4 protein-coding genes are annotated in these 9,456 nt (G+C 38.0%); 2 read left to right on the top strand and 2 right to left on the bottom strand.

All coding sequences use genetic code 11. From position 1 onward, the window contains the following. Positions 1-202 precede the first annotated feature (202 nt). Together AC07UV_RS14340 and AC07UV_RS14345 are read left to right on the top strand one after the other, a co-directional pair. Positions 203-2,389, top strand: coding sequence for a peptidase domain-containing ABC transporter (locus tag AC07UV_RS14340; protein WP_495184247.1), 2,187 nt, complete (start codon positions 203-205; stop codon positions 2,387-2,389). A 6-nt stretch (positions 2,390-2,395) separates the two neighbouring features. After that, a complete protein-coding gene (locus tag AC07UV_RS14345; RefSeq protein WP_495184248.1) occupies positions 2,396-3,679 on the top strand; it encodes an HlyD family secretion protein in 1,284 nt (427 codons plus the stop codon). A 493-nt stretch (positions 3,680-4,172) separates the two neighbouring features. Here AC07UV_RS14345 and AC07UV_RS14350 read toward each other — a convergent pair whose 3' ends face one another. Then, positions 4,173-5,894 (bottom strand): RagB/SusD family nutrient uptake outer membrane protein, encoded by a 1,722-nt coding sequence (locus AC07UV_RS14350; RefSeq protein ID WP_495184249.1) that lies wholly within the window; start codon positions 5,892-5,894, stop codon positions 4,173-4,175. Between the two features lie 23 nt (positions 5,895-5,917). Then, positions 5,918-9,007, bottom strand: a complete 3,090-nt coding sequence (locus tag AC07UV_RS14355; protein WP_495184250.1) for a SusC/RagA family TonB-linked outer membrane protein — start codon at positions 9,005-9,007, stop codon at positions 5,918-5,920. Between the last annotated feature and the right edge of the window lie 449 nt (positions 9,008-9,456).

The raw sequence follows: 9,456 nt of genomic DNA on the forward strand, positions 1-9,456 counted from the left end.
CGTTTTATGCAATTTTATTTTAATAATAATCTAATATAGCAAGTATTATATATTTTCGCAAACAAAAATATATAATAACGACTTTTTTTTAAAAATTTTGTTTATTTACAGAAAATCGATATTATATTTACAGGAGTTAACGTTTAATATTAAATTATACTTATTATTCAATCGAATTTACAATATTTTTTTTCAAATTACTGTGATTGTCAAATTCCCTAATTATAAACAAATGGATGTGATGGACTGTGGTGCCACCTGTCTACGTATGATCTTTAAATACTATGGCCAGTCTGTATCCATTCATAAAATCCGTAAACTCTGTCAGACAAAAAATACAGGAGTTAATTTATTGGGTATAAGTGAAGCTGCCGAAAAGCTGGGATTCCGAACTTATGGTGTTCGATTAACTCTGGAGCAGTTGCAAGAAATTGAACTTCCCTGTATCCTCCATTGGAACCAGAACCACTTTGTTGTCTTATATAAAGTGAAAAGGGGTAAATATTACATTTCTGATCCTGCTCTCGGCCTTGTTATTTATGATAGCAAGGAATTTGTGCTAAACTGGTACTCGGCAAAAGAACTGCATTCGGGCCTCTCGCTGGTTTTAAGCCCTGGCCCGGAATTTTATCAGCTAGACGAGGATGAACCCGATCTATCTCTAGGATGGGGGAAGATGTTAAGATACTTCTATAAATATAAGCGTCTTTTTATCCAACTCATACTGGGGATGGTGCTGGGAACCATTCTGCAATTGATCACTCCATTTCTCACACAGTCGGTCGTTGATATCGGAATTAATACAAAAAATATCAGCTTTATCAATCTGATCCTGATCGCCCAATTAATGTTATTTGTTGGTAGTACCTCTGTATCATTAATTCGGTCCTGGATTTTGCTACACATCAGTACGCGCGTCAATATTTCCATTCTGACAGATCTATTGATCAAAATCATGAGGTTACCTATGAATTTCTTTGATATAAAAACACATGGAGATCTGATGCAACGTATGGCCGATCAACAGCGGATTGAAGCTTTCCTGACAGGGAACACATTGAATACACTATTTTCTATAATTAATATGCTGATCTTTGGTGCTCTTCTCATCGTTTATAACAAAATCATATTCTTAGTATTCTTTGCGGCAACAGCCCTCTATATATTGTGGATCCTATTTTTTATGAAGAATAGACGTGAATTAGATAATAAGCGATTTAAAATATCTTCCGAAAACCAGACCTATATGGTCGAGATGATACAAAGCATTAAGGATATAAAACTCAACAATGCACAGAAGCAAAGGCGTTGGGGGTGGGAGGCTTTACAGGCAAAACTTTTTAAATTTAAAGTAAAGAGTTTGGCGCTCTCCCAATACCAATCCATTGGATCTATGGCCATCAATCAAATCAAAGGTATAATTATCACCTTTATCAGTGCAAAGGCAGTCATTGATGGCCATATGACACTTGGCGGGATGATGGCCGTTCAATATATCGTTGGGATGGTCAGTAGCCCGGTGGAGTCGTTGCTTGGATTTATGCAATCTTATCAGGACGCCAAGATTAGCATGGAACGGCTTAACGAAATTTATGAATCTGAAGAAGAGGAAGATGTGAAAAAGGACTATTTGACTAGGTTGCCGGAAAATAAGGATATCGAGATCCGTAATCTGACTTTTCGTTACTACGGCGCCGGAAATGAAACTATTTTCAATCGGTTGAACTTACATTTCCCTGCCGGAAAAACTACCGCAATTGTAGGGACTAGTGGAAGCGGTAAAACGACAATTCTGAAATTATTACTGAGATTCTATGAATATGAAGAGGGAGAGATTCTGATAGGTGGAAAGCGATTGGAACAGTTTGACTTCTCGCTCTGGAGAGATAAATGTGGTGCCGTGTTACAGGATAATTATATATATGCGGATACAATAGAGCGTAATATTACTGTCAATGAGGAGTTCTCGGATCAACAACGATTGGATACCGCTATCGAGATTTCTAATCTGAATGAATTTATTGCAGAGCAACCATTTGGTTTAGCGACCAAAATTGGTACTGCAGGCAAAGGTGTGAGCCAGGGACAGCGGCAACGTCTGATGATTGCTAGAGCTGTTTATAAATTACCTGAATTCATATTTTTAGATGAAGCGACTAATTCCCTTGACGCTAACAATGAAAAAGTTATTATAGAGAATCTCAATCACTTCTTTAAAAAAAGAACGGTTATTGTCGTTGCACATAGACTTAGCACGGTTAAAAATGCAGATAATATTATCGTATTGGAAAAAGGAAATGTTGTTGAACAGGGGACGCATAACGAACTCACGGCCTCAAAAGGGAAATATTTCGAATTAGTAAGAAATCAATTAGAATTGGGGAATTAAACAACTATGAAAGAATCATCAATTATTGACTCAGATATCCATTCAGAAGATTTACAGGACATTATCACAAAACCACCTTCTTGGCTTTTAAGAAGAGGGATAACATTTATCCTATTAACCGTATTAATTATTTTGGGTATGTCTGTATTTATACGTTATCCTGAAACAGTGGAGAGTAAGATTAGGTTCAACACAACGGATGCCCCAAAAGTTCTTTCCTCGAAAGTCAATGGGAGCCTGGTTAAACTTTTGAAGAGAGATGGTGAGTGGGTAGAAGCAGGCAGTCCATTGGCTTATCTCGAAAGTACTGCAGATCACGATCAGATTATTGTTCTTTTGGATAAGTTGCAACAGATACGCCAGGAGCCTAACGCCACTTACAATTTGGAAGCATTGATCGAACCGAAAAATCTCAATCTCGGAGAACTGCAAGGTGCCTATCAGAACTTCTATCTTTCTTACTTGAGCTATATTTCAGCGCGGGACCATGGAATCTATCAAAAGCGTAAGTCTGTCATTAATCAGGAGGTTACAAATGTCAATGAACAATATAAAAAGAATAATCAATCTTTTGAATTACAGAAGAAGCAACTTGAACTGGCTGAGCAGGAGTATGAAAAGTACAAGCTATTGGCGGAAAAGAAAGTGATCAGTCCGTCTGAACTGCAGCAAAAGGAATCTTTATTGCTGGCTAAGCGCCAGATGATTCCACAAATGGAAAATAGCTTGATCAGTTATGAGGGGAATATCCTTTCTAAAAATAAAGAACTGGCGGATATTGAAAACCAGATCGGGGAAGAACTGAAAAAATTTATACAAGCCTTGAACAGCTTTATCAGCGAAGCTGAAAATTGGAAGAAACAATATATCATGACTAGCCCCGTTGGTGGAAAGTTAATTTATGGCGAATTCTTACAGATAAATCAACAGGTTGCGATCGGACAAAAAATATTTTATGTTAATCCTAAGAGCGAGAAATATTACGGAGAAGTATTATTGCCACAGATTGCATCGGCTAAGGTGAAGAAAGGTCAAAAAGTATTGATAAAAGTGAACGGTTATCCTTATGAAGAATATGGTTATCTAAATGGAAAAGTGGAATATATTTCAGATATTCCGATTCAGGATAGTGTATTCTTTACGACTGTTATTCTTGACACCATAGGCCTTAATCCATTGATCCAACTTAAACCTGGTTTATTTGGCGATGGTAAGATTATTACAGAAGATAAATCTATTTTTAGACGTATTTGGAATAATTTGACGAAAAATTTAAAGCTTAAAAACTGATTGAATTTTAGAGAAAAATACATACAAAAAATATAAAGGGATGAAAAAACCTCAACCGTTTAAATCGCATTAAAGAATGACTGATTTAAGCATTTTATTTTTTGCGCTTGCTCTGGGTAAAAGTAATCTATTTTGCAAATAGCGGTATTTTTTTGCATACTTCCTCTTTTGTGTTATAAGCCCCATATTTTGAGTATAGTTTAGGATATTTTCTAGTCTTCCATGAACCTAAGAACGTAACTATTAGTAAGAGCACAATCCGCAAAAAACTCATGTTGATTTCAAATTATACATTCGCAAACAATTAACTGACAAAAAAAGGTTTTTGGAAGACCCCAAATAATTAGAGCTGATTAATCACGAATGCATACTCAGCATAGTAAAACCGCAAACGGTTGCTAAATCGTAAAGGTTTCTTCACTAATTGAGAAAACCCTGTGAAACGATCATTTCATTGATATCGCCTCACAGGATTTAAATTATGACTATTCGTCTAGTTAGACGTTGGATTCTGAGTTAATTTACCAGCATAAGAATTAATTGCATCTTGCGGAATGAAGTAGGTTACCCTGAAATCAGTAGGAGCAATATTTTCAAATTGTGCTTGTGGTCCAGGATAGCTTCTATTCAATGGTTCCCCATTACGGAACACATCGTAACTACGTTCAGCCTGGAATGCTAATTCCAGTTGACGTTCCTTATCAATTAATTTACTTGCATTGCTTGCATCAAGTGAAGTATAGCCACCGTTGGCAATAGAACGGTTTCTGATCGTATTCAAGTCATTCAATGCGGCACCATAGTTACCTAATTTCGCATAAGCCTCAGCGCGGTTTAAATAAATCTCACCTAAACGACTGATTACAGGTGAATGCAATTGAGATTCTTCACCTTCACGTGAACATTTCACAATATAAAATTGTGGATAGGCACGATTCAGCGAAATATAGTAATCAATCATACCTGTGTAGGTTTTTCCATCCGCATAGGTAATTGAGTAGGTCTGTTGCGCTGCGTTAACTGCTTTCAACGTATACTCCTTATCACCATCCTTGCAAGTCACGGTATTACCATTTATGGTAGCAGGCGCCTGGATATAGCTCAATGTAAGCGGATCTCCCGCTTTCTTAGGCACATCTTGCTTAACGAATCTGAATACTGTTGAATATTTTCCGTTGTCGTCCTTTGAATACGTTGGCTCAATAAAGGCCGCACGTGCATCAACAATGGAATGGCGATCTGGTCTCCAGTCATTACGACCGGTCTCATTCAATAGATCAATATACTTGGCACTCGCATACATCTCTCCCCAGCCCATACCGCCGATATTAGAATACATCCCTCCAATACCATAGTAATGATCATCCCCCGAAAATTCAGTAGCAACACGTTTCACCGCAAAAATTGTCTCCACATTGTCTTCAGGCTTGAATGTATTATACTTCATAAATTGAGCCCGTCCCAATAAGCTATACTTACCCGAATTAATCACTTTATCAGCATATTCTAAAGATAGACGAGCGTATTCGGCATTCGGTTTTTTATAGGTACCACTCATGTACAAATAAATCCGGGACAACATGGCCTGTGCAGCCTCTTTTGACGCATAGGAATGTCCTTTATTGACTGTGATCAAGGACTCAGCTTTTTTTAAATCACTAATTGCCTGCGCATAGGTATCTTTCACTGTAGAACGGTCAGGCAGATTCAAATCATTGATGACGTCGTCAGGGGTTCCATTCACAATAGGAACTCCAAGGTTTGTTTCAGGATTTTGGTAATAAGGTTTTCCAAAAGCACGGCAAAGGTAAAAATACATCATCCCACGGATGTAATAACATTCACCTAATTTATTGTCCATATCTGCACTTTCGCCCTCTGCAAACAGTTTAATAATATTGGAAGACTGTGCGATCGCTCTATAACCATAATCCCAAAAATTCTGCAAACGATAGTTATTTGGCGTTCTGGCGTAAGAGATAAACTCATAAAAAGCATCTGTAGAAGACCCGCGAATCATCATATTATCACCTGCATACTCTCCTAAACGATGCATCGGATCCGACCATTGTTTTAATTGAGCATAAGCACCGGTGACCATTGCATCTGGGTTATTAACAATCAGGTCACCATCCATTGAATTATAAGGTAAACGATCTATATCGCATGAGGATACCATTGCGGCTACCATTAATCCCATTAATATCTTTTTCATTATTGATTTTCTAAACGTTAAAATTAAAATGTTACGCTTGCCCCAAACATAAACTTGCGAACCAACGGATAAACTGCAGTTCCTGTTGACCTAACAATCTTGCCTCCAGAACCTTTTCCATCAGGTTCTGTCAATGGGATCTCCGGATCAACTCCCGAATAATTTGTAATTGTGAACAAATTCTCGCCGGCTAAGAAAACACGTAAATTTTTGACATTGTATTTCTTTAAGTCAAAGTTATACCCTACTGTCAAGGATCTCATTTTTAAAAAATTATTGCTTTCCAAAAAGCGCGTTGAAGGTGAGTTACCTTTGTCTTGGTTGTCATACCTAGCGATTGGATGAGTAGCAACATCACCCGGTTTTTCCCAACGTGTCCATCCATCCTGGAGCTTCATTTGATTACGGTCGGTATACGTACCATCAGAATCAAACTCTTGACGTGAATAATTATAAATTTTACCTCCCAGTGAGAAACCAAACACTGCATTTAAATCAAATTGTTTATAGCTCAAGGATGTATTAAACCCACCAAATAGATCTGGATTTCCTTTTCCAGCTTTACGGAATGTTGCCTGTGAGTAATTTGATGTAGTCGTTCTTGTCTCATTTCCATTGGCATCAGTTTCATACTTATACCACATTGGAAGGCCATTCTCCACATTAACACCAGCCCATTCTTTTAAATAATAGGTATCGATTGGATTTCCCGGTTCAAACAAACGCTGTGCTGATCCCGCTATACCCAGTTCATCCCCGGCGATAATAGGTTTAGATACTGGATTTCCATTAGCGTCTTTTGTAGTATATAATTTAGTCAACTTATTGACGTTATGACTTAAATTGACATCTAGGCTCCAATGCCAATCGTTATTACGGATGATATCTCCGCCAATAGTCAATTCGATTCCGCGGTTTTGCATCTCGCCAATATTCTTCCATACTCTATTAACACCAGTCAGACTACTAATCGGGACTTCGTAAAGGATATTGTCCGTTCGCTTATCATAGTAATCAAAGTTCATACGAACTCTATTCTGAAAAAGTGCAGCATCCAACCCTACACCCGTTGTGTAAGTACGCTCCCAGGTCAAATTAGGGTTGGCATGCTGGTCGATCAATGCTCCAGGGATTCCATCATAACTCGATGTAATTTTGACAGAATAAAGCTTATATTGCGGATAAAGGCTACTTGGTCGATTACCCACAGAACCGTATGCCGCTCTCAGCTTAAGGTTATCTACCCAAGGTGCATTAAACCAGTTTTCTTTGTTGATATTCCATCCTCCACTGACTGAGAAGAAATTCCCATATTTTGCATTTGTACCAAAATTGGAAGCTCCATCGCGACGGAAGGATACTTGAGCCAAATATCTGTTATCGTATGCATAATTCGCGTTCGATAGCAAAGATTGTACGGCCCATTCTGTAATACCCCCTTTAAAGCGTTCTGGTTTTGCTGTTACATCAGGCACCTCAAATCCTGGTACAATGCCCGTTCCATAAGCATCTAATGATTTATCCTTGTAATCGTTATATTCATATGCTGCAAGTCCATTTAAGCTATGTTTATCCCAAGTTTTATTGAAACGCAAAATATGGTTGGTATAACGACGTGTAAATTCTTTACGATATTCTGAAATACGTCCCAGAACACTTTCTCCACTATTTGAGCGAGGGTCTGTATAATCTGTAGCCGAATAACTAATGTACCTATAGTTATTTACAGATGAGAATGTCAACCAATCGGTTAACTTAATATCAAAGTCCATATTACCCATAAACTCGTAATTGGAATTTTCGGACTTGTTCCATTGCAAATCATACAGATAATTTGTGCTGGCATTATTTACCCAACCACTATAGCGATGTGGAACTAGATTACCTTTCGCGTCATAAGGACTATCCCAAGGTAAATTGGAATACATAGCGTTGACATCATATTGACGATCTTCAACAGAACGTTTAGAACCCACAATAGATGGTTTAATGGTCAACCATTCAAATGGTTTATAGTTGGTACGTAATCTAAAATTATAACGGTCATAGTCATAACCTTTAACCGCACCAGCTTCATTATAATAGCCTAACGACAAATAAGACTGTAATTTTTCTGTTCCACCCTGGATAGATACGTTATGATTTTGAACAAATCCCGTTTTAGTCGCTAACTTCCACCAATCAAATTCGCTATTACGTAACTCTGGGTTCCAACGTGGAAATTTAATCTTCTCTGGGTTCGAAAATGATGTGAAGTAATCATACAGTTCAGCCCCATCCATCATTTCCATATTACCGTTGGAAAGTTGGTTGATACCCATTTTCGTAGAAAAACTAATGCTGGTCTTTGATGCAGTAGGATTTTTAGTCGTCACAACGACAACACCATTTGCGCCTTGCGAACCATAAATGGATGTCGAAGCCGCGTCTTTCAGAATTGTTAATGATTCGATATCATCTGGATTGATATCCCCGGGACTACTTCCAACAATAACACCATCAATTACCCATAAAGGGCTTGTTGTTCCACTTATTGTTGCTTGTCCACGGATGACCACACCACCATTAGATCCCGGTTTACCGGCTCCTGGTGCAACATATACCCCGGCAGCTTTGCCATTCAACATGTTTTCCACAGAAGGTGTAGTGACATCACGCAACTTATTTCCCTTAACTGCCTGAAGTGCCCCGGTCAAACTCTCCTTTTTCTGTTGTGTTCCATAACCAACAATAACAACCTCTTCAAGTGCCTCGCTATTGGACTCCATGTTAATATTGACCACCGCACCTGTTACCGTCACTTCCTGTGTCTTGTAACCGATACTATTGATCACTAAAACATCCCCGTTCTTAGCTTCAATGTTAAAACTACCATCTGCTCCAGCCGAAGTAGAACGTGAGGTACCTTTAACACGAATCGTTGCGCCCGCCAGCGGACCGTCTGCAGACTGCACCTTTCCGTTTACTTTCTGCTGAAAAACAGCATTTTTCAACAGAACATTACGGTCTGGAAATTTAAGACCATTAGCATTAGCTGGGTTATGTGTACTTGTTATGAGTAAAGCTAATGATAACAGACTCAACTTGTGATTGTCGAGAATCTTTGAAATCATAATATTTAATAGTTAGTTTAAAAATTGATTAGCTTGCTAATCAAAATTTAGGTACATGAATGCTAAAACTAGAATAAGATATGGGGATATCAAAATTCTAAAACAACGAAATCGATTGCGCTATTTCAAACAAACGATTGCATAACCATCCAATTGTAGCGATATTTTTTTACTGGTCTTCCTAACCAGTACAACTGGATTTATGAACCAGTAAATTCACGACATATTTAACATCATGAGGTACAATAAATAATACTAGGATTTAAGGTAAACAAAAAATAACACTTTGGAATACGTCTATTTTGGCGTTGATTCGTTCTATATTTTATTTCTGAATATTAATATGAGCGAGGTATAAAAACCAGAAAAGCCAAGGTTTACACCTCGGCTTTTTCTTTAGTAGCGGGGACCAGACTCGAACTAGTGACCTTCGGGTTATGAGCCCGACG

It is taken from the genome of Sphingobacterium sp. GW821-FHT03E03 (assembly GCF_059420745.1).